19 protein-coding genes are annotated in these 20,626 nt (G+C 65.6%); 7 read left to right on the forward strand and 12 right to left on the reverse strand.

Going from position 1 to position 20,626, the window contains the following annotated elements; all coding sequences use genetic code 11:
• Positions 1–4: 4 nt before the first annotated feature.
• The 3 genes from O6X71_RS14095 to O6X71_RS14105 all read left to right on the forward strand — a co-directional run bounded on the left by O6X71_RS14095 (position 5) and on the right by O6X71_RS14105 (position 2,964).
• On the forward strand, positions 5–487 hold the full coding sequence (locus O6X71_RS14095; RefSeq protein WP_353466385.1) for a nuclear transport factor 2 family protein: 483 nt from the start codon (positions 5–7) through the stop codon (positions 485–487).
• Positions 488–646: 159 nt separating this feature from the next.
• Positions 647–2,503, forward strand: coding sequence for an acetyl/propionyl/methylcrotonyl-CoA carboxylase subunit alpha (locus tag O6X71_RS14100; protein WP_353466386.1), 1,857 nt, complete (start codon positions 647–649; stop codon positions 2,501–2,503).
• A complete protein-coding gene (locus O6X71_RS14105; protein WP_353441292.1) occupies positions 2,503–2,964 on the forward strand; it encodes a MaoC family dehydratase in 462 nt (153 codons plus the stop codon). Before O6X71_RS14100 ends, O6X71_RS14105 begins: the two co-directional genes overlap by 1 nt.
• Here the strand turns inward: O6X71_RS14105 and O6X71_RS14110 are convergent.
• On the reverse strand, positions 2,958–4,748 hold the full coding sequence (locus O6X71_RS14110) for an IlvD/Edd family dehydratase (RefSeq protein WP_353466387.1): 1,791 nt from the start codon (positions 4,746–4,748) through the stop codon (positions 2,958–2,960). The genes O6X71_RS14105 and O6X71_RS14110 overlap by 7 nt on opposite strands.
• A 24-nt stretch (positions 4,749–4,772) precedes the next feature.
• Positions 4,773–5,918: an aldose epimerase family protein gene (locus O6X71_RS14115; protein ID WP_353466388.1), complete on the reverse strand. Its 1,146-nt coding sequence runs from the start codon at positions 5,916–5,918 to the stop codon at positions 4,773–4,775.
• A 136-nt stretch (positions 5,919–6,054) separates the two neighbouring features.
• On the opposite strand from O6X71_RS14115, the gene O6X71_RS14120 reads away from it, so the two are divergent.
• Positions 6,055–7,377, forward strand: a complete 1,323-nt coding sequence (locus O6X71_RS14120) for a sugar MFS transporter (RefSeq protein WP_435368489.1) — start codon at positions 6,055–6,057, stop codon at positions 7,375–7,377.
• Positions 7,378–7,856: 479 nt separating this feature from the next.
• On the opposite strand, the gene O6X71_RS14130 is transcribed toward O6X71_RS14120, so the two are convergent.
• Both O6X71_RS14130 and O6X71_RS14135 read right to left on the reverse strand, forming a co-directional pair.
• Entirely contained in the window at positions 7,857–9,266 is a 1,410-nt protein-coding gene (locus tag O6X71_RS14130; RefSeq protein ID WP_353466389.1) for a sensor histidine kinase, read from the reverse strand.
• A gap of 172 nt (positions 9,267–9,438) precedes the next feature.
• Entirely contained in the window at positions 9,439–10,104 is a 666-nt protein-coding gene (locus O6X71_RS14135) for a response regulator transcription factor (RefSeq protein ID WP_353466390.1), read from the reverse strand.
• Positions 10,105–10,216: 112 nt separating this feature from the next.
• Between O6X71_RS14135 and O6X71_RS14140 the strand changes: the two genes are divergently transcribed.
• Positions 10,217–10,882 (forward strand): hypothetical protein, encoded by a 666-nt coding sequence (locus O6X71_RS14140; protein ID WP_353466391.1) that lies wholly within the window; start codon positions 10,217–10,219, stop codon positions 10,880–10,882.
• A gap of 58 nt (positions 10,883–10,940) precedes the next feature.
• Here O6X71_RS14140 and O6X71_RS14145 read toward each other — a convergent pair whose 3' ends face one another.
• The 5 genes from O6X71_RS14145 to O6X71_RS14165 form a co-directional block, all read right to left on the reverse strand.
• Positions 10,941–11,162: a hypothetical protein gene (locus tag O6X71_RS14145; protein ID WP_353466392.1), complete on the reverse strand. Its 222-nt coding sequence runs from the start codon at positions 11,160–11,162 to the stop codon at positions 10,941–10,943.
• Complete coding sequence (locus O6X71_RS14150) at positions 11,159–12,292, reverse strand: PepSY-associated TM helix domain-containing protein (RefSeq protein WP_353466393.1); 1,134 nt, start codon at positions 12,290–12,292, stop codon at positions 11,159–11,161. Before O6X71_RS14150 ends, O6X71_RS14145 begins: the two co-directional genes overlap by 4 nt.
• Before the next feature lie 245 nt (positions 12,293–12,537).
• The gene (locus tag O6X71_RS14155) at positions 12,538–13,431 is read right to left on the reverse strand and encodes an SDR family oxidoreductase (protein ID WP_353466395.1); all 894 of its coding nucleotides are present in this window, start codon (positions 13,429–13,431) and stop codon (positions 12,538–12,540) included.
• Positions 13,432–13,490: 59 nt separating this feature from the next.
• Positions 13,491–15,110, reverse strand: a complete 1,620-nt coding sequence (locus O6X71_RS14160) for an OFA family MFS transporter (protein WP_353466396.1) — start codon at positions 15,108–15,110, stop codon at positions 13,491–13,493.
• A 44-nt stretch (positions 15,111–15,154) separates the two neighbouring features.
• Complete coding sequence (locus O6X71_RS14165) at positions 15,155–15,829, reverse strand: fumarylacetoacetate hydrolase family protein (RefSeq protein ID WP_353466397.1); 675 nt, start codon at positions 15,827–15,829, stop codon at positions 15,155–15,157.
• Between the two features lie 124 nt (positions 15,830–15,953).
• Between O6X71_RS14165 and O6X71_RS14170 the strand changes: the two genes are divergently transcribed.
• Positions 15,954–17,048, forward strand: coding sequence for a catalase family protein (locus O6X71_RS14170; RefSeq protein WP_353466398.1), 1,095 nt, complete (start codon positions 15,954–15,956; stop codon positions 17,046–17,048).
• A 1-nt stretch (position 17,049) separates the two neighbouring features.
• Complete coding sequence (locus O6X71_RS14175) at positions 17,050–17,832, forward strand: metallophosphoesterase family protein (RefSeq protein WP_353466399.1); 783 nt, start codon at positions 17,050–17,052, stop codon at positions 17,830–17,832.
• 146 nt (positions 17,833–17,978) lie between these two features.
• On the opposite strand, the gene O6X71_RS14180 is transcribed toward O6X71_RS14175, so the two are convergent.
• From O6X71_RS14180 to O6X71_RS14190, 3 genes are all read right to left on the reverse strand, one after another.
• Positions 17,979–18,767: a hypothetical protein gene (locus O6X71_RS14180; RefSeq protein WP_353466400.1), complete on the reverse strand. Its 789-nt coding sequence runs from the start codon at positions 18,765–18,767 to the stop codon at positions 17,979–17,981.
• A 92-nt stretch (positions 18,768–18,859) separates the two neighbouring features.
• Complete coding sequence (locus tag O6X71_RS14185; protein WP_353466402.1) at positions 18,860–19,255, reverse strand: glycosyltransferase; 396 nt, start codon at positions 19,253–19,255, stop codon at positions 18,860–18,862.
• Positions 19,256–19,276: 21 nt separating this feature from the next.
• On the reverse strand, positions 19,277–20,152 hold the full coding sequence (locus tag O6X71_RS14190; protein ID WP_353466403.1) for a hypothetical protein: 876 nt from the start codon (positions 20,150–20,152) through the stop codon (positions 19,277–19,279).
• Positions 20,153–20,626 lie beyond the last annotated feature (474 nt).

The raw sequence follows: 20,626 nt of genomic DNA on the forward strand, positions 1-20,626 counted from the left end.
CCCGATGATCCTGCTGTCACTTCTTCTCGCCGCTGGTCAGGTCACTCCGGTCCAGCCGATCGTCAAGGGCACCGGCCTGCCACCCGCGGCCATGACCGAAGAGGCCGGCGTCATGGTCCCGATCGACGCGCTCTTCGCCGCGCTCGCCGCGCGCGACGGCAAGGCGATCCTCGCGCAGGTCCGCGCCGACGGCGGCGCTACCGTCGCCGAGGAAAAGCCAGACGGCACGCGCTCGGTCCGCCGCACCAGCTGGCCCGACTTCGCAGCCGCGCTGAAGCCCGGCCCCGAACGCTACGTCGAACGCCTCACCGATCCCGCGGTCGACATCGACGGCGACATCGCGATGGTCTGGTCGCCCTACGTCTTCACGATCGACGGCAAGGTCGCGCACTGCGGCACCGACCATTTCGACATGGTCCGCGAAGCCGGTCGCTGGAAGATCGCCAACCTCACCTGGTCGAAGCGTACCACCGGATGTGCGAACTGAGATGCTCTGTCCTACACCGCCCGCATCGGCCTATGCCGGGATCGCCATGCTGAAACAGCCGATCCCGTCCGTCGATATCCAAGCCCGCGACACCCTTTCCAACACGAAGTATACATCGCGTGGGCGTCTACACTTCCTATACTTCACTCGGCCGAACTAATGATCGAATCGCTCCTGATCGCCAACCGCGGCGAGATCGCCTGCCGCATCATCCGCACCGCAAGGGCGCTCGGCATCCGCACGATCGCGGTCTATTCGGACGCCGACGCGAACGCGCTCCACGTTCGCCAGGCCGACGAAGCCGTCCACATCGGCGCCTCCCCAGCGCGCGAAAGCTACCTGTTCGGCGACCGCATCATCGCCGCCGCGAAGCAGACCGGCGCCGAGGCGATCCACCCCGGTTACGGCTTCCTGTCCGAGAATGCCGACTTCGCGCAAAGCGTGCTCGACGCCGGGCTGATCTGGGTCGGCCCAAACCCCGACAGCATCCGCGCGATGGGCCTGAAAGACGCCGCGAAACAGCGCATGATCGCCGCCGGCGTGCCCGTCACCCCCGGCTATCTCGGCGCGGACCAGTCCCCCGACCGTCTGAAGACGGAGGCAGACGCGATCGGCTACCCCGTCCTCATCAAGGCGGTCGCCGGCGGCGGCGGCAAGGGCATGCGCCGTGTCGATACGGCCACCGAGTTCGCCGACGCACTCGTCTCGTGCCAGCGCGAGGCTGCATCGTCGTTCGGCAACACCGACGTGCTGATCGAGAAATACATTCTCTCGCCGCGCCATATCGAGGTGCAGGTGTTCGGCGACAGCCACGGCAACGTCGTCCATCTGTTCGAACGCGACTGCTCGCTCCAGCGCCGCCACCAGAAGGTGATCGAGGAAGCCCCCGCACCCGGCATGGACGCCGCCACTCGCGAAGCGATTTGCGCCGCCGCGGTCAAGGCTGCCAAGGCGGTCCACTATGTCGGCGCCGGCACGATCGAGTTCATCGCCGACGCCAGCGAAGGCCTCCGCGCCGACCGCATCTGGTTCATGGAAATGAACACGCGGCTGCAGGTCGAGCACCCGGTGACCGAAGAGATCACCGGCCAGGACCTCGTCGAATGGCAACTCCGCGTCGCGTCGGGCGAGCCTTTGCCCAAGCGTCAGGACGAACTGGCGATCGACGGCTGGGCAATGGAGGCGCGGTTATATGCCGAGGACCCCGCTACCGGGTTTTTGCCGAGTGTCGGGCCGCTCCATCATCTCCGCTTACCCGATGACATCCGCATCGAGACTGGAGTCGAGCAGGGTGGAGAAGTAAGTCCGTTTTATGATCCGATGATGGCAAAACTAGTCGTTCACGAGCGAACGCGTGAAGCGGCCATCGAGGAACTTTGGGAGGCGACGACAGACGTTGAGGTCTGGCCTGTGAGGACCAATTCAGGATTCCTCGCGCGTCTGTGCCTGGAGGACGACTTCCGCAGCGGCCAGGTCGATACGGGACTTATTGCTCGCCGCATCGACGATATCGCACAGGCGCGGAGTCTTGAAGATTACCAACTGCGCGAAGTCGCGTCGGCGTTAACGGTCCTCGATCCGATGCAACCGTGGGGAGCAGGAACGGGGTTCCGCGTTAACGGATCCTCAGTGAGATCGGCACGGTTACTCGATGATCGGGGTAATGTGCACGTCGTAGACGACTTTGAAGTGACCGAAAGAGCCGCGCAGGAGGAGGCGACGTATTTCTACCTCGGCGACGCTTATGGTTTCTCGTTGGATCGACCCCGTGGGGCTGGCGCGGGGCTGGCAGCCGACGGTGCGATCCTGTCGCCGATGCCGGGCCGCATCATCGCGGTCGACGTGGCGGCGGGTGATACCGTGGCCAAGGGCCAGAAGCTCGTCACGCTCGAGGCGATGAAGATGGAGCATTCGCTGACCGCGCCGTTCGACGGCATCGTCGCGGACCTGAACGCAATCGAGGGCGGGCAGGTGACCGAGGGCACCATGCTCGTCCGCATCGAGAAGGATAGCTAATGGCCGGCCGCTATTTCGACGACTGGAGCATCGGCGACCGGATCGAGCACGAGATCCGCCGCACGGTGACCGAGACGGACAACCTGTTGTTTTCGACGATGACTCACAACCCGCAACCGCTTCACCTCGACATCGAGGCGGCAAAGGCTAGCGAGTTTGGACGGATCCTCGTCAACGGCACCTTCACCTTCGCGCTCATGGTCGGGCTGTCGGTCGGCGAGACGACCCTCGGCACGCTCGTTGCCAATCTTGGCTACGACAAGCTGGTACACCCGAAGCCGGTCTTCATCGGCGACACGATGCGCTGCGAAACCGAAGTTACCGAGCTGAAGCCCAGCAAGTCGCGCCCGAACGCGGGCATCGTCACCTTCACGCATCGGCTGATCAACCAGCGCGACGAGATCGTCTGCCAATGCCTGCGCACCGCCCTGATCGAGCGGCGCGCAAGTCCTCCTCAGTGATTGTCGCGCGGTAGGCCCATCGTCTGCGCGATCCGCTGGTACTTCTCGGCGCCTTCGAGGATCGCACCGGTCTCCATCTGGCCGACGGTGGCGCGCTGGATTTCCTGCCACGGGGTCTGCGAACGCGGGAAGGCATAGCCACCCGCTTCGGTCAGCGCACGACGACGTTCGGCAAGCTCCTCGTCGGAGATCAGCACGTTGGCGCTGCCCTTGGCGAGATCGATGCGGACACGGTCGCCGGTCCGGATCAGCGCAAGCCCACCCATCGCCGCCGCCTCAGGCGAGGCGTTGAGGATTGAGGGTGAGCCCGACGTCCCCGACTGCCGCCCGTCACCAATGCAAGGGAGGGCGTGAACGCCCTCACGAATCAGATACGCCGGCGGCCGCATGTTCACGACCTCGGCCGCACCCGGATAACCGATCGGCCCCGCGCCACGCATGAACAGCAACGTGTCGGTGGTGATCCCGAGCGACGGATCGTCGATCCGGTGGTGATAATCCTCGGGACCGTCGAACACGACCGCGGGGCCTTCGAACGCCTCGAGATCGTCCGGGTTGCTCAAATACCGCTCGCGGAACTCGGGCGAGATCACGCTGGTCTTCATGATCGCCGAGTCGAACAAATTGCCGCGCAGCACGATGAAGCCGGCATCCTCGAGCAGCGGCGTCGCGAACGGGCGGATGACGCGCTCGTCCTCGATCGTCGCGGTCCGGCAATTGTCGCCGATCGACTTGCCGTTCGCGGTCATCGCGTCTTCGTGGATCAGCCCCTGCTTCATCAGCTCGGCGACCACCGCGGGGACGCCGCCGGCATGGTAATAGTCCTCGCCGAGATACTCGCCGGCGGGCTGGAGATTGACCATCAGCGGCACCTTGTGGCCGTGCGTCTGCCAGTCGTCGATCGGCAGGTCGACACCGATATGGCGCGCGATTGCTGCCAAGTGGATCGGTGCGTTGGTCGAGCCGCCGATCGCCGAATTGACGACGATCGCGTTGTGGAAGGCCTCCTTGGTCAGGATGTCGGAGGGCTTCAGGTCCTCGGCGACCATGTCGACGATGCGCTTGCCGGTGCGATAGGCGACCTCCTGACGGTCACGGTACGGCGCAGGGATCGCGGCCGAGCCGGGCAGCTGCATGCCGAGCGCCTCGGCGAGCGAATTCATCGTCGTCGCGGTGCCCATCGTGTTGCAATAGCCGGTCGACGGTGCCGACGACGCGACGAGCTTGATGAAGCCCTCGTCGTCGATCGCGCCGGTCGCGAGCAGTTCGCGCGCCTTCCACACGATCGTCCCCGAGCCGGTCCGCTCGCCCTTGTGCCAGCCGTTGAGCATCGGCCCGACTGACAACGCGATCGCCGGGATGTTGACAGTCGCCGCGGCCATCAGGCACGCGGGCGTCGTCTTATCGCAACCGATCGTCAGCACGACGCCATCGAGCGGATAGCCGTAGAGCACCTCGACCAGCGCGAGATAGGCGAGGTTGCGATCGAGCCCCGCAGTCGGGCGCTTGCCGGTTTCCTGGATCGGATGGACCGGGAATTCGAGCGCGATGCCGCCGGCTTCACGAATGCCTTCGCGGAGGCGCTCAGCCAGCACGAGGTGGTGGCGGTTGCAGGGCGAGAGGTCGCTACCGGTCTGCGCGATGCCGATGATCGGCTTGCCCGAGCGCAGTTCCTCGAGGGACAGCCCGAAGTTCAGATAGCGCTCCAGATAGAGCGCGGTCATGTCGATGTTCTCGGGGTTATCGAACCACGCGCGCGAGCGGAGCTTAGGGATGTCGGTCATGAGGAGCTTTCTGGAGATCGAATATCAGCGGGCGACGGAAAGGCGGTAGATCATCGCGTGGTGATACGGCTTGCCCGGATCGACGCGTGCGGAGACGAAGTTCGGCTTGTTCGGCGCATCGGGAAATTTCTGCGGCTCCAGCGCGATGCCGTCGCCCATCCGGTACAGATGGCCCTTCTTGCCGATGAACGTGCCGTCGAGGAAATTGCCGGTATAGAACTGCACGCCGGGCTCGGTCGTCAGGACTTCGAGCACGCGGCCCGAGACAGGATCCTCCAGCCGCGCGGCCAGTTCGGGCTTGGCGGTCAGCCCCTTGTCGAGTGCGAAATTATGGTCGTAGCCATGGCCGTAGCGAATCTGCTGGTCGCGACCATCGCGGATGCCCTCGCCGACGATGCGGCCGTTGCGGAAATCGAACACCGTGCCGGCGACGGGCTGCAGCGTACCGGTCGGGATCAGCTTGTCGTCGACCGGCGTGATCGCCTTCGCGGGGATCGTCAGCCGGTGGCCGTACGCGCCCATCGCCGAGCCTTCACCGCCGAGATCGAAGATGCCGTGATTGGTCATGTTCACGATCGTCGGCTTGTCGGTCTTCGCGTCATACGCGATGCCGAGATTGCCGGCTTCGTCGAGCGTATAGGTGACGGTGACGTCCAGGTTGCCGGGATAGCCGGAATCGCCGTCCGGGCTGCGGTAGGCCAGCACGAGCGTCGCGGTCGGGCCGTTCGTCGCCGAGACGATCTTCCAGGCGACCTTGTCGAAGCCCTTGCCGCCGCCGTGCAGCGAATTGACCTTGTCGTTGAGCGGCAACTGATACGCCTTGCCGTCCAGCGTGAAGCGGCCACCGGCGATCCGATTGGCGAAACGGCCAACCGTCACGCCGAAGAAATTGGGATGATCGACATAGGAGGCGAGATCGTCATAGCCGAGCATGACGTCGGCGATCTTTCCGTTGCGGTCCGGGCCCATCAGCGATTGCAGCGTGGCGCCGTACGACAGGATGCGCGCGGAGATGCCGTGTGCGTTGCTGAGCGTCACGGCCTCGATCGCGGTACCGTCCTTGAGCGTACCGGCGGGCGTGCGCTTCGCCTCTGCCGCGTCGGCTGCGTGCGCGGAAAGCGCTGCCAGCAAGGTTGCCACGATGATCCCCGACTTTGTGATTGCGCGCATTCCGGTTCCCGTCCTTATTCGTCCGACGCCGTTGACGCGCCTTGTGTGGCTATATAGTCGGACAATATATTTCTGGGCAAGCCTTGCGGGAAAAGACTGTTGCAGTCACCGACCGGGCACGGAGGATGAAACGACTATGGCGATGCCGATACAGACGCAAAAGCCCGTTGACGCTGGAGTGGTGCATGCCGCGGGAGGCGCGCCGAGCTATCGATCCGCGCTCACGTTGCTCGCCAGCCTGTTCTTCATGTGGGGCTTCATCACGGTCATCAACAACACCCTGCTGCCGCACCTGCGCAGCGTGTTCGACCTGAGCTATACGCAGACGACGCTGATCGAGAGCGTCTGGTTCATCGCCTATTTCTTCGCCTCCATCCCGTCGGCCAAGCTGATCGAGCGGGTGGGGTATCAGCGTGCGATGGTGGTCGGGCTTGGCCTGATGGCGGTCGGGGCATTGATGATGGTGCCCGCCGCCCGGCTGCCTTCCTACGGCGTGACGCTGGTGGCGCTGTTCGTGATCGCCAGCGGGATCACGCTGCTGCAGGTCGCGGCGAATCCCTACGTCGCCGTCGTCGGTCCGCCCGAGACCGCGTCGTCGCGGCTGAACCTTGTGCAGGCGTTCAACTCGGCCGGTGCGACGCTCGCGCCACTGTTCGGCGGCTATCTGATCCTCGGGCGTTCGACCTCGGGCACCGCCGCCGCCGGTTCGACCGCCGTGCTGACGCAGGCCGAGCGTATCGCCGACGCGCAGTCGGTGGTGCTGCCTTATCTGATCGTCGCCGCCGTGCTGGTCGTGCTGGCGGTCGTGATCGCGCGTTTCCCGCTGCCGGCGATGGGATCGGCGACGCAGCGTTCGGCGAAGGCGGACCGGAAGGGGCAATCGCTTTGGTCGCATCGCAACCTCGTATTCGGCATTCCCGCGATCTTCATTTATCTGATAGCCGAGATCGGCGTCGCCAACCTGTTCATCAACTTCGTCAGCCAACCGAACATCGGCAACCTGACGCACGAGCAGGCGTCGCATTACCTGTTCATCCTGTGGGGTGGCATGATGATCGGTCGACTGATCGGCAGCGTCGTGATGCGGACGATCCCCGCCGAGCGCGTGCTGGCGTTCGCGAGCGTCGGCGCCTGCGTCGTCATGCTGATCGCGACCTTCACCACAGGGCACGTCGCGATGTGGGCGCTAATCTCGGTCGGGCTGTTCCACTCGATCATGTTCCCGACGATCTTCACGCTCGGCATCAAGGGGCTTGGGCCGCTCACCGAGGAAGGGTCGGGCCTGCTCATCATGGCGATCGCAGGCGGCGCACTGGTCATTGTCCAGGGATGGCTCGCAGATACCTACGGTCTCCAGAACTCGTTCCTGCTGACCGCGGCGTGCGAACTCTACGTGTTGTTTTACGCGGTGTGGGGATCGCGGACTACCAAAGCGTTGCCGGAACAGACAGCGGTTTGATCGTTATAATCGAGAAGTCGCCGTGGTCTGACAATTGGTTGCGATCAGTTGATGGCAATCGTTCCACAATTAGTGCAAATATGCCTGTCTGCGTCGTTCTAAAGTCGGAGTAATACGGTTTCTGTCTCGCAGGTTGCTAAGCGACGGCGGTCCTGACGTGCGGTACCGGCGCGGCGGCCGACATCGCACCGAACTTGCTGCTCGGCGACGCACGCGGCGAACCGAAGCTGGTAACATCCGGTAGCAGTCCGAATGACTACAAGGGTGACGGTTCGGGTCTGGTGGCCCCGGCGGCGCACTCACAAGCCCGGCGTTCGCGCCGGGCGGTGGCGAAACATCCCCGTCCACTTCTTCGGCTCAGCGACCGTGCCGTTCAGCAAAGGCGTGATGATGCAGAACGCTGATGTGTTCGAGATCGAGGCGGTCCCGTTCACGCTGCATGTGCGCAACACGTTGGCGCCGATGTGGGTGCTAATGCTTCAAACCTCGCCGCGGATTGGCAGGGTCAGGTGAGCGAGCAGCCCGCCGAGCGCCGGCGACCGGCCTAGCGCCAATGCGCCGCCGTTCAGTTCGGCAAGTTCGCGCGTGATCGACAGGCCAAACCCATAGCCCTCGTCGCTCTCGTCGAGGCGGCGCCCGGGCAACATTGCCTGTGCGACCGCTGCCTCGGTCAATCCGGGGCCGTCATCGTCGATGACGATCGACGCAAGCCCTCCATCGGCGTCCACCGTGACTGAAATTGCAGATCTTGCGTGCCGCCAGCCATTGTCGAGAAGGTTGCCCATCATCTCGTCGAGGTCCTGCGGATCAACCGCGACCCTGAGGTCGGCGGGCACGCGCATGTCGACGGCCAGTGGCCGGTCGGCATGAATCCGGCGCAGCACCGCGACGAGATCGTTCACCGCTGGCGCAACCGCAGTCTGCGCGCGCGCGCCTGTTCCCGCAGCATCGGCACGGGCGCGGCCGAGATGATGATGGACCCGGCGATCGATCTGGTCGACCATGTCGCGAATTTCGGCGTTGGCACCTGCCTCAGCGAGCTTCAACGAGAGCGTGGCGAGGGGGGTCTTGAGGCCATGCGCGAGGTTGGCGACGTGCTGGCGGGCATGGGCGAGCCCGGCCGCGTTCTGGTCGATCAGCGCGTTGAGTTCGGTGACGAGCGGTTGCAGTTCACCAGGCTGGTCGGCGGGGACATGGCGCTTGGTGCCGGCGCGGACCGCAGCGAGCGCGGTGCGAAGATCGCGGAGGGGACGCAGACCGAAGCGGAGTTGTACGAGGGTCGCGAGGGCGAGTCCGGCGCCAAGCAATGCGAGCGAGCCGAGCAGCGGGATGATTGCCTCGCGCAACGGCTCCTCGACGATCCGGCGAGGGCCGATCGCTGTGATCGTCACCATGCCGCGCGGCGTCGCGACGTCCATGGTTCGCGAATGGAGCCGCTCGCCGCTCCTGTCGCGCGCCTCACCAGGGTGGATTTGACGGTCTTCATGCCCGCCGGGGCCGGAGGGAAGCGGGCGCTCGTCATTGCGAGGTAGAGCGGGCGGCGGCGGTGGAATGGTTGAGGCTGGCTTTGAAATGGTTGGGGGCGGGGTCGTGCCGCTATCGAAGCGACCGGCGGGACCTTCGACGTGCCAGGACCAGTCGGAGCCGGGTTCTCCGAACTCCGGCAGGTCGATCGCGCGCGCGCGGTCTAGCGAGCCGTCGGTGCGGACTGCACGTGCCAGCACCGCGACCTGAGCGTCGAGCCGCTCGTCCAGTCCGCGGGTGACGAAGCGTTCGAGGACGTGGCCGATCGTGACGCCCGCGAACAAGAGCGCGATCCCGGTGGACAGCGCCGCGATCGCGAGCATGCGGCTGAAGAGCGAGCGGGGGATGAGGCGGAGGCGGGTCATTACAGATTTCGCGCTCTGGCGTCGAGCGAACCGCCTTTCATATACCACCCCGGCGAAGGCCGGGGCCCAATTGGGAAGGCTTTGAAAATCAGGGGCCGCGTCTCTTCACCTGTGTCCCCCAATTGGGCCCCGGCCTTCGCCGGGGTGGTGGATGTGGTTTGCATAACCTTCATCACGAACCATCCGCCGTTATCCGGTACCCGCGGCCACGCACCGTCTCGATCATCTGCGCACCGATCTTCCGCCGGAGCCGGCCGATGATGACCTCGATCGAGTTCGAGTCGACATCCGCATCCCCTTCGTAGACGCGTTCGATCAGGTCGGCGCGTTCGATGACGACTTCACGGCGGAGTATCAGGGCGGACAGCACCCGCCATTCGAACGCGGTGAGTTTCAGCGGCAGGCCGTTCAGCTCGAACGTGCCGAGTTGCGCGTCGAACGTCAGTTGTCCGCAGATGACGCGCGAGGCGGCGTGACCGGCCGCGCGACGGACCAGCGCCCGCAGCCGCATGACCACCTCCTCGACGCGGAACGGCTTCACGACATAATCGTCGGCGCCGGCCTTGAAGCCCTCGACCTTTTCCGACCAGCCGTCGCGAGCTGTGAGGATCAGCACGGGCAGGTCGCGTCCCGCCGCGCGCCAGTCGCGCAACACCGACAGTCCGTCACGCTTGGGCAGCCCGAGATCGAGCACCGCCGCGTCGTACAATTCGGTGGCGCCGAGATGGCCGCCATCCTCGCCGTTGCTCGCGACGTCGACCGCGAAATGCTCTGCGCGCAACGCCCGCGCCAGCCCGTCGGCGATCGCCGCATCGTCCTCGACCAATAATACCCGCATGCCTGTGTTCCTATGTCGATGACCACAACGGAAACTGAACGGCTTGGTTCAGCGGGCGTCGGCAGCGTGCGCCTAGACGGTGATTCGTCAACCAATGAGAGGAACGACGCACGTGACCGAACATTCCCATATCGCGCTGAACAAGCGCTTCAATCTCCGCCGCAACCGCCTCGCACTCGCCGCGGCCGGTCTGCTGGTGGTCGGTGGTGCAGCCGGTGCCGTCACCGTCGCCGCGACCCGCCCGAGCGTGACGATGGCGCCCGCCACGCCAACCGCGATCCGTTCGCTCCAGTCCGACGGCATCGTCACGATCCGCGGCACCGTCGCGGAGACATACGGCAACAAGTTCGTGATGGCCGACCGCACCGGTCGCGCGCTGGTCGATCTCGGTCGGGAAGGCGATGGCAGCAACCTGGTCGCGGCTGGTCAGCCCGTGACGATCCAGGGTCGGTTCGAAGATGGCTTCGTCCACGCCTCGTTCCTGGTCGCGCCCGGCGGCAAGGTAACGGCGCTGGGCCCGGTCGGCGGCCCGCCGCGTGGCCCGCATGGTCCCGGTGGCCCGGGACGCGACGGTCCGGGGCGTGATGGCCCTGGTGGTCCGGGTGGTCCGGAAGGTCCTGGGGCTCCCGGCGGTCCGGGTGCTCCTCCGCCGCCGCCGGCGGGTATGGCGCCTCCGCCGCCGCCAATGGCTAACGGTGCAGTTGCGCCCGCACCCGTTGCTCCTCCGGTCGGGGCGCCGACGACCGCACCGACCCGGCAGGCGACCCCGGCGACCTGATGGCGTCCGCCTGACGGTCACAATACTAGCGCGGGGCCGGTATCATGCCGGCTCCGCGTTATTGCCGTATCGGTGCGGTCCGGAGCTGTTGGCGGCGCAGCACTGGTTCGGGCGGGCGCACCCAGTAGCGGCCGGTCACGACCAGCGGCAGCGCGAGCAGCAGGCCCGCACCGACATCCCAGATGCCATCGCCGATCAGACCTGCGCCGAGACCCGCGACGGTCGACACGCCGAGCAGGATCGGCAGTGCGAAGATCTGGCCGTTGGTCTTGTAGGTCATGCGATTTCTCCCGCCATCACGACTTCGCGGACGCGCTGGTCGCTCGGACCGCCGCGACGACGCAGCCAAAGATACAGCCCGCTGCCGAGCACGATGATCGTCAATATGTCGAAGAGCGCCCAGATGATCTTCATCGCGACCCCGCCGTAGTTTCCGAAATGCAGCGGCTGTGCGAGCAGCATCGCCTGCATGTACCACGGCATCGGCACGACCGCGTCGAGCCGTCCGGTCGCGGCATCGACAAAGCCGGGCAGCAACATCTTCGACGTCAGCGGCGTCGCGCCCTTCAGGAAGACGGCGTAATGATGGTGGCTGCTGAAGACGACGCCGGGAAAGGCGATGAACTGCGGCTTCATCTCGGGCGCCTTGCGTTGCACCGCGTCGAGCGCAGCCTGCACCGAGGCGCGCTGGGCGGGCAATGGCGTCCGTGCCTCGCTGGCGATGATTTCGGCGAGGCCGTTCGCCTTCCAGATGCCGGTGATCGGCACGACGAAGGTGTTGATCGTGCCCGTCACGCCGACGACGCTCGCCCAGGCGAGCGTGACGATGCCGAGCAGATTATGGCGATCGAGCCAGCCGAGCCGCTTGCTGCGGCCACGACGTAATGTGCCGAAGTCGAGCTTGGCCATGAACGGCGCGTAGAGCACAACGCCCGAGACGATCGCCGCGAAGAAAAGCAGGCCCATCACGCCCAGGAAGATTTCCGCCCAGAAGCCGAGGAACATGTCGGTGTGGAGCTTCAGGATGAACGCCATCACGCCGGGAACATAGGGCGGCATCTTCGTACCAGTGCGCGCGTCGAACGCGAGGAAATGCATCGCTGCGGGTGCGGCGTCGGGCGTCGGGCCGGTCGTCACGTAGACGATCGGGCGCTCGTCATCGAAGCTGACGTAAAGCGGAATTTCGCCGGGAGCGGCCTTTGCAGCGCGGCCGAGAATGGCGTCGAGCGACAGCGACGGCGTGTTTGCCGGAAGCGTGGCCATCGGAGCGGGCGGGTCCAGCCAGCCGTCGATTTCCTCGTCGAAGATCAGCGGCAAGCCGGTCACGCAGAGCATCAGCAGGAACGCGGTGCAGATCAGGCTCGTCCATTTGTGGACGAGATACCAGGTCTTGATCGTACCGCGGGTCATGCGCAGGGAGTGGTCTTGACGATGGGTATGATCTGCCGGGCGGTCACCGGCACACAGGTACAGATTTGATAACGATGTGCAATAGCGACGTTAGGGGTGGTGCCCCGTCAAACGATTCTCCCCCACCAGGGGGAGGTGGCTGGTGCTTGCCAGACGGAGGGGGGAGGTAAGGGTGACTGCTGTTGCGCGTTCCTCCCCCTCCGTCACCTTCGGTGCCACCTCCCCCTTGCGGGGGAGGATTATGGTCAGGCCACGCCGGCGCCGCCGGTGACGCCGTAGACTTCACCCGTGATGTAGCTGCCCTCCTGCGAGGCTAGCAGCACGTACACGGGGGCGATCTCCACCGGCTGGCCGGGACGCCCGAAATGGCTCTTTGAACCAAACGTCTCGACCATCTCCTGCGGCTGGCCACCACTCGGCTGCAACACCGTCCAGAATGGGCCCGGCGCGACGACGTTTGCGCGGATGCCCTTCTCCATCAGCTGCTTGGCTAGACCCTTGGTGTAGGCGACGATCGCTGCCTTGGTGGTCGCATAGTCGAGCAGATTGTCCGACGGGTCATAGCCCTGCACCGACGCGGTCGTGATCACCGCCGCGCCGACGGGGAGATGCGGAACGGCGGCCTGCACGAACCAGTGCAACGCGTAGACGTTGGTCTTCATGGTCTGGTCGAAATCGTCGGTCGAGATATCGGCGACGGTCGGCCGCGTCTGTTGGCGCCCGGCGTTGACCACCAGCACGTCGAGACCGCCGAATGCATCGACCGTCTGCTGGACTGCGGCGCGACAGAACGACTCGTCCTTCACATCGCCCGGCAGCGCGAGGGCCTTGCGCCCCTCGGCCTCGATCAGCGCGACGACTTCCTTCGCATCGGCCTCTTCGGCGGGGAGGTAGACGATCGCGACGTCGGCGCCTTCGCGGGCATAGGCGATCGCCGCGGCACGGCCGATGCCGCTGTCGCCGCCGGTGATGAGCGCCTTGCGCCCGTTCAACTTGCCCGAGCCCTTGTAGCTCGTTTCGCCGTGATCGGGTTTCGGATCCATCTCCGACGCGATCCCCGGGGCTTCCTGCGGCTGTTGCGGGAAGGGGGGCTGCGGATATTGCGTGCGCGGATCCTGCATCGTGAGCCGGTCGGCCATGGGGTGCTCCTGTGTCGATTGAGCAGGAGCAACCCATGCCGGCGCGGATAGGTTGCGTTCTATTTGAGCAGGATCAACGCCTTCGACAGCGTCATGTAGATCCCCCAGAGGATCGGCAGCCCGACCGCGAGCCACGCAAAGACGACGATCGGCGAGGTGCCGGTTGTCGCAGCAGCCGTACCGCCGGCCACCGTGTCGACCGCGATGGGACCGTCGTCCGCCGCCATGTGGAACTTCGCCGCGACCGGCCGGACGAACAGGTTCGCGACGAACCCGGCGACGAGCATCGCCGCCAGCACGAGGAAGATCGGCGGGTAGATATCGCTGCGAGGCACACCCGCCGCGATCGCTCGGTCACGCATGTTGGCGACGAGCAATGGCCCGACCACGCCCGCGGTCGACCAGGCGGTCAGCAACCGCCCGTGGATCGCGCCGACATACTTGGTCCCGAACAGGTCGGCGAGATACGCCGGCGCAGTCGCGAACCCGCCGCCGTACATCGAGGCGAGGATGCAGAAGACCAGGATGAACAGGCCCAAGGTCGTGCCCGCCAGCGCCGGTGCGGCGAAACCGTAGAGCACCGCGCCCGCCGCAAGAATGGTCGCGAACAGCGGCTTGCGCCCGATCCGGTCGGACAACCACGCCCAGAAGAACCGCCCGCCGATGTTGAACAGGCTGATCGCACCCACGAACCCTGCGCCGACCGCTGCGGCCGCCTTCTTCTGGTCGTCGTCGAATGCCGTGAACAACACGCTCGGTGCATCGATCAGGCGTCCGCCGAACAGTTCCTGCAACATCGGCGAGGCGATGCCGATGATCCCGATCGAGGCGGAGACGTTGAAGAACAGGACCAGCCACACCAGCCAGAATTGCGGCGTGCGATGCGCGTCCGACAGCGCGACGTTGAAGCGGCTGATCGACGCCTTGGCGCTGGTCGGTGCGGTCCAACCGGCGGGCGCCCAACCGTCGGCGGGGACGCGGTAGCCGATCGCGCCGGCCATCATGAATACGAAATAGACGCAGGCGAGAACCAGGAACGTCTGCCAGACGCCAACGCCTGCGGGGCTCGCGAAATGCTTCATCAACAGGTCGGCGAGAGGCCCGCCAATCATCGCGCCGCCGCCGAAGCCCATGATCGCCATCCCGGTAGCCATCCCACGCCGATCGGGAAACCATTTGATCAGTGTCGAGACGGGCGAGATGTAGCCAAGGCCAAGCCCGATCCCGCCGATCACGCCCGACCCGAGCCAGATCAGCCAGAGCTGATGCGTCGATATGCCGATCGCGGCGATACCCATGCCGCCGCACCAGCAGAATGCTGCCACGACGCCGGCTTTCCGCGGGCCTGCGCGCTCGAGCCAGCCGCCCCAGATCGCGGCGGCGGCACCGAGTACCACGAAGAACAGAGTGTACGTCCAGACGAGATCGCTGACCCGCCAGTCGCAGGTCGTGGTGGTCAGCGCGCCGAGCAGCGTAAGGTTGGAGCAGGCGACCGGATCGGTGATCCCGATCGCACGCGACAGCGGCAACCAGAACACGCTGAACCCGTACGCCATGCCGATGCACAGGTGGATCGCGAGCGCGCAGGGCGGCACGAGCCAGCGGTTGAAGCCCGGTGCGGCGACGGTGCGGGCCCTGCTGAGAAAACCCTCCGCGCCCAGGTCTCTCGTGTCCGGCATGCAACCCCCTGTTTAGCTTTGTTTATGCGCCGGACGATGGGCGATCATGCGGCGAATGTCACCTCCAGTGTTTCGAACCCGTCGATCGTCGCGCGCACGGTCTGCCCGCGCCGGATCGGCCCGACGCCGGCGGGGGTGCCGGTGAAGATCAGGTCGCCGGAGGCCAGCTCGACGAAGGTCGACAGCGTCGCGATGATCTCGGGCACGGTCCAGATCATCATCGACAGGTCGCCCGATTGCCGCGTCTCGCCGTCGATCGCGAGCGCGATGCTGCCCCTGGTGGCGGGCACGCCCGGCGTGAGCGCGCCGACGGGGGCGGAGCGATCGAAGCCCTTCGCCATATCCCATGGCCGCCCGGCCTTCTTTGCCGTCGCCTGAAGATCGCGGCGGGTCAGGTCGATGCCGACGCCTGCGCCGAAGATCGTCGCAGTGGCATCCTCGACCGCGATATCCTTGCCGCCCGTGCCGAGCGCGATCACCAGTTCGACCTCGTGGTGCAGGTCTTCAGTCTTGGGCGGGAAGGGCAGCGTGCTCCCGTTCGTGACGACCGCGTCGGCGGGCTTGGAGAAGAAGAACGGCTCCTGCCGATCGGGATCGGAGCCCATCTCGCGCGCGTGATCGGCATAATTCTGGCCGACGCAGAAGATCCGGCGGACGGGGAAGTGGTCGGACGTGCCGGCGATGGCGACGGTCGGCGCGGTGATCGTGGGTATCTGCATGATGGCTCCTTCGCGCGCTCTCATTGTCCGCAGACGCATGCTTTGCAACGGCCGCTCGCGGCAACGAACCGGAACGTCTGCCGACTCAACGGGTTACGGCTAGGCACTAACCGGAGATACCCTAATGCCCAGCAACCAGCCCGTCCGTTTCGATCCGTCCGTCGAAACGATCGCTCCCGACGAGCAGGAGACTTTGCAGGGCATGAAGGATTCGTTCCAGGAGATCCTGGAGACGACGTCGCAGGACTATGGCCACGCGGTCCGTTCGGTCCACGCCAAGGCGCACGGCATCGCGCGCGGCACCTTTACGATTGCCGACAACCTGCCGCCCGAACTCGCACAGGGCATCTTCGCGACGCCCGGCCGCCACGAGGCGATCATCCGCATATCGACCAACGCCGGCGATATCCTCGACGACAGCATCAGCCTGCCACGCGGTCTCGCGCTGAAGATCCTCGATGTCGACGGCGCGCGCCTGCCAGGGTCTGAGGGCGACACGACGCAGGACTTCATCATGGTCAACGGTCCCGCCTTCTCGGCCTCCGACCCGAAGGCCTTCGCCAAGAACCTGAAGCTGCTCGCGAAGACGACCGACCGCTTCGAAGGCGTGAAGAAGGCGATGTCCGCCACGTTCCGCGTCGTCGAATCCGCGCTCGAGGCAGTCGGCGGCCAGTCGGCGACACTGACCACGCTTGGCGGTGCCAAGCCCGTCCATCCGCTCGGCGAAACCTATTATTCGCAGACGCCGTTCCGCTTCGGTGACTACATCGCGAAGGTCGCGCTGTTCCCGGTGTCGCCCGAGCTGACGCGTCTGACCGGCGATCTGGTCGACATCACCGCACGCCCGGATGCGCTGCGCGAGGTCGTTCGCGAGGAACTCGTCGAGCATGGCGGCAAGTGGGAGTTTCGCGTGCAGCTGAACACCGATCTCGAAAAGATGCCGATCGAAGATGCCTCGGTGGTCTGGGACGAGGAGCAGAGCCCGTTCGTGACGGTCGCGACGCTCGAAGTGCCGGCGCAGCTGTCGTGGGAACAGGGCGTTACCGACCATACCGACGACGCGTTGTCGTACAGCATCTGGCACGGCATCACCGCACATCAGCCGCTCGGCGGGGTGAATCGCACGCGCAAGGACACGTACAAGCAGTCGGCGGACTTCCGTGGGCAATTCAACGGCTGCCCGATGCACGAGCCCGCCAAGCTGTCCGAACTCGCCTGACATGATGATTGGGGGCGCCGGATTGAAGCTGTTCCACGTCAGCGACGTGCATTTCGGCGCGGAGGACCCGGCGGCGATCGCCTGGTTCTCCGAACGCGTCGCCGAGGAGAAGCCGGACGCTGTCATCATGACCGGCGACCTGACGATGCGCGCGACGAAGGAGGAGTTCCAGCAGGGCGGCGACTGGCTGCGTTCGCTCGGGGTGCCGGTGACGCTGGAGGTCGGCAATCATGATATCCCCTATTACTGGGATCCGTTCCGGCGGCTGTTCGCGCCGTACCAGCGCTACGCCGCGGTCGAGCAGATGATCGAGAAGCCGCTGGAGCTTCCCGGCGTCACAGTGGTCCCGCTCAAGACGACGGCGCGGGCGCAGTGGCGGTGGAACTGGTCGAAGGGGCGCGTCAGCCCCGGATCGCTCAAGCGCGCACTTGCGATGATCGCGAACGTGCCGAAGGGCAATTTGATCCTCATCGGTGCGCATCACCCGCTAATCGAGGGGGGGACCACCGGGACCGCCAAGACACGCAATGGCGACGAGGCGCTGACGGCATTGGCTGAAGCAGGGGCCCACGCGGTGCTGTCGGGCCACGTCCACGATCCGTTCGATGTCCCCGTCGAGCGTGCAGGGCGGATCATCCGCATGATTGGTGCGGGCACGCTGTCGAAGCGCACGCGTGGCAGCCCGCCTGCGTTCAACGAAATCCGTGTCGAGGGTGGGCAGTTCGAGACGTTGGCGCGGACATTGTCCGACGAGGCGAAGCACTCGATCACGAGCGAAGTCTGACTGAGGTTTCGATCCTCCCCCGCAAGGGGGAGGTGGCGCGAAGCGACCGAGGGGGAGGAACACGCAACCAACGTTGTACCTTATCTCCCCCTCCGTCTGGCAAGGGCCAGCCACCTCCCCCTAGCGGGGGAGGATCAGAAGCCTACCTAGTCCGGTGCTTTCCCGGAGTTGAACTCTATATCGATCTCCACCCATCCGCCGAGGATCTGCTTCCCGCCGACGCGCGGGGGGCGGACGCGGAACTGCCACGCAGCCTGGCGCATCGCGCGCGCTAGACCCGATCCTACCGGCGACTCGCTGAGGGCTCGGCAATTCTCGACCTGGTAATTCGCGATCATCCGGCAGGCGATCTTCGCCCAGCTGTTCGGCGGCGGCGGGCTTTTCAGATAGCCGTTGAGTTCGGCATCGGTCGGTCGGCGATACCATTCGACCTTGTACAGCCGCTCGCCACCCGGACCTTCGCCGGGGCCATAGGCTGCACCGCTGTCCTTGCCCTTGCCCGACCCGCTGCCACCGTCACCGCCGGCAAGCTGGTCGTCGGGGTGCGACGGCATCTTCGAGATATCCGCCGCATCGAACATCTCCATCCCACCGAGCATCTTGATCGGCAACGGTGGTGGCGACTTCGGCGGGGCAGGAGGCGCCTGTGCGGACGGGACCCTTGGTGCCGCGCGCTGCGGCGAACCCCCGCTCGCACGCTTTGCCTTGGTCGGTGACGGCGTGCGCTTCTCGGGCGTGGGGGCAGTCTGATCGGGGGCGATCTGGAACGTGACCGGCTCGCGGCGCTCTTCAGGTTTCGAGGTCACCGAGGGCGCCAGTCGCAACAGCAGTAGCAGGATCAGGACATGCGCGATGACGGTCAGCACGAACGCGCCGCTGCGCCGTCGGGTCGAACCGCGCGTCTCGATCGACGAAGGATGGTACGCCGACCGCATCGGCAGTCCGCCTAGCCCCGCCAAGGCGCGACGGCAACGCCCGTCGTCGATGATCTTTTTGTCACCATGATCCCTGAAAACTGTCGACGAAGTCAGCCACGCTCAACGACGAGCGCCGCGATCGCGTCCGCGGCGGCCCCCGCGCCGTTCTCCCGCGCAACCTGCGCGCCGATCTGCGCGGCCGTCGCGCGCATTCGGTCGGTCAGGATGGCGGTGATGGCAGCACCAGCGCGCGCGATCGTGAAGTGCTTCGACGACAGCGTCTTGCCGACGCCGATCGATTGGATGCGGTGCCCGTTATCGTATTGATCGCCCATATGCGGGACGACGAGTTGCGGCTTGCCTGCCCGTAGCGCCTGGCCGGTGGAGCCCGCGCCGCCATGATGGATGATCGCGCAGGCTAGCAGGAACAGCAGCGAGTGCGGCGCATAGCGGCAGACATGAATGTGTTCGCTGGCCGCTGCCTGATCGTCGCTACCGGTCAGCAATACTGTGCGCAGCCCGAGCGTTCACGCGGTCGAGACTGCGGTGGCGTAGAAGTCGCCCGGCGCAAACGTCGCGAAGGATCCCAGCGTGAAGACCAGCGGCGATGGACCGGCAGCGAGGAACGCCTCGAGTGCGGGATCGAGCGTTTCGGGGGCGCCGGTATCGCTGTCGAATATCGCAAAACCGGTGACGCGCGCGATGTCCGGCAGATCGGGCTGGCGCGGCGCGATGGCCGGCGAATAGCAGCACAAGGTCAGGTCTGCGCTCGCGGGCGTCTCGAGTAGCAACGCCTGGCGTGACGGCGGCAGGCCGCGCGTCTTGCGAACCGTATCGACGTGCCGTCCAAACCGATGTCGCAGGACGCCGCGCATGACCCGGTACACCGACCGGTTCCAGGCGCGACCGATCGGCCCGGTCGGTGTGTGGGCCATCATCGCGAAGTCGGGCGTGCGGGGTGGCGCATAGGCGGAGAAGGTCGCCATTGGCTGGAGCAGGACGTTGACCAGCGGCACGCCGCGCGTCTCCGCGACGATCGGCGCGGCGAACACGAAAAGCGAGGCGACCAGCGCGACTGCCCCCTCCATCGCGTCTTCGAGCGCCATCGTGCTGTTGGCCAGCCACGGCATCAGGATGCGGTTCATCAGATAAGTCTGATCCGACACGATCCGCTTTGCGACCTGGTCGGGCGGGATGCCCAACGTCTCCGTCAGCGCGTCGAACCCGCCGACGATCGCGATGCCGGTGAGGCCTGCGGCTTCCACCTTGGCAACGTGGTCGGCAGGGACCGCCAGCACGACCGCGAACCCTCTCGCCTCCAGCGCAAGGGCGATCGCGATGAAGGGATGCCGATCGCCAAGCGAGCCGATCGTGGCGAGGACGATCTTCCGCTTCGACCCCATGTGGTCCTCCCCGGCCGCTAGTTTCCACGGCACCCGCTGCAGCCGTACTGCGGGAATGCGACTCATCTTATTGCGGAGAAATTGCCGACGCCTTGCTACATAGCATGAAGCCGTATGCGCTTGGGGGGAGGGCCGATCTACGGTTAGTTCGGACCGCCAGATCAAAATTCCACCGTGAATGCCGGACAAGTTCCGGCATTCACGGTGGCGCAAAATCGAAAACCATTGTCTTGCAGAACGGGGGACGCCGGACCGCGTCGGTATCCCTCTTGAGTAGGAGCCGACCCGCAGTTCGACGGCGGCACCTTCTTGTTCTCCCGCGAAGGCGGGAGCCCAGTCTGGATCCCCGCCTTCGCGGGGAAACAGCTTGCCTGACAACTGTACCCTACGAACCCATCAAACCGAACGGGAAATTTTGGACTGAAGCTCTTCAAAAGTCCTGAAGGTCGATCGGTCCTTCTCTGCATCTGCGCC

The sequence above is a fragment of the Sphingomonas faeni genome (assembly GCF_040407505.1).
GTDB lineage: Bacteria > Pseudomonadota > Alphaproteobacteria > Sphingomonadales > Sphingomonadaceae > Sphingomonas > Sphingomonas faeni_E.